Origin of the sequence: Intestinimonas massiliensis (ex Afouda et al. 2020), assembly GCF_900626285.1 — a bacterium.
GTDB classification, from domain to species: Bacteria; Bacillota; Clostridia; order Oscillospirales; family Oscillospiraceae; genus Flavonifractor; species Flavonifractor massiliensis_A.
Genome location: NZ_LR131157.1, coordinates 1 through 1,232 on the forward strand (window position 1 = coordinate 1; position 1,232 = coordinate 1,232).

The window sequence follows — 1,232 nt, forward strand, 5'->3', positions numbered from 1 at the left end:
TTGCTCCTCTTATTGTAGCTTAGGCACGAGATGGAGGGAAAGCCGAACTGGCTGCCCGGTTTTCCTGTCCAAATTTATTGTAATAGGAGGGATAGCGATTGCAGGAGGAAGTAACCCAAAAGACAATGGCCTTTTCCATCAAATCGGCCAAGCTGACGGCCCAAGTGCTGCAAGCGGCGGCCCGCAAGTTTCTGGAAGCCAGAAACAAGGGCAAGACCAAGCTGCACCACGGCCAGCAGAGCTTAAAGCAGCTCAAAAAGCACGGGGCGGCCCTGTCCAACATTGAGATCACCGACGCCAATATCGGCCTTTTCCGGCCCTGCGCCAAGAAATACGGCGTGGACTTCACGCTGCGGAAAGACGCCACCACCCATCCCCCGCACTACATTGTGATTTTCAAAGCCAAGGACGCCGACAACATGGAACAGGCGTTCAAGGAGTTCACAGCCAAGAAATTGCAGCGGGAGGAACGGCCCTCGATCCGCAGGGACATTGCCGCAAGCAAGGAAAAGGCGGCGGCCCGCAACGCTGACCGGGCCAAGGAGAAATTCAAGGAAAGGGGGCTGTCACGATGAAGCCGGAAGTGAAAAAGCTGATAATCGCCAACCTGCCCTATCTGCTGTTTGTCTATCTGTTCGGCAAGCTGGGGCAGGCGTACCGGCTGGCGGAGGGCATCGACCTTTCCCAAAAGCTCCTGCACTTTGCGGACGGCTGCGCGGCGGCCTTTGCCAATGCTGCCCCCAGCTTCAACCCCTTTGACCTGCTGATCGGCGTCGCCGGTGCTGTGGCGCTACGGCTCATGGTGTACTGCAAGGGCAAGAACGCAAAGAAATACCGCAAAGGCGTGGAGTACGGCAGCGCCCGATGGGGCGGCCCCAAGGATATAGCCCCCTATATCGACCCCAATTTTGACAACAACATTCTGCTGACACAGACGGAACGGCTGACGATGAACAACAGGCCGAAAGACCCCAAGACCGCACGAAACAAGAACGTCCTTGTAATCGGCGGTTCCGGCTCCGGCAAGACCCGGTTCTTCGTAAAGCCGAACCTTATGCAATGCGTGTCCAAGGACTATCCGACCTCATTTGTGATAACCGATCCCAATGGTAATTTACAATAAGGATAAAGGGAGCGCGCACCCTCAAGAAAGGAGGTTACACCCCATGAAGAAACAGCCGGACAAGGGAAAAATCACAGCCCTGTACGAGCGTCTTTCCCATGACGATGAA

General features: G+C 55.6%; 1 protein-coding gene and 1 pseudogene. Both read left to right on the plus strand.

What is annotated here, in order from left to right; genetic code table 11:
* The first annotated feature begins 98 nt into the window (after window positions 1–98).
* Window positions 99–575 (plus strand): PcfB family protein, encoded by a 477-nt coding sequence (locus E0E41_RS18385; RefSeq protein WP_130871334.1) that lies wholly within the window; start codon window positions 99–101, stop codon window positions 573–575.
* Window positions 572–1,117 (plus strand): annotated as a pseudogene (locus E0E41_RS18390) (type IV secretory system conjugative DNA transfer family protein); the annotation flags it as partial. The gene E0E41_RS18385 and the pseudogene E0E41_RS18390, both read left to right, overlap by 4 nt.
* Window positions 1,118–1,232: the final 115 nt, after the last annotated feature.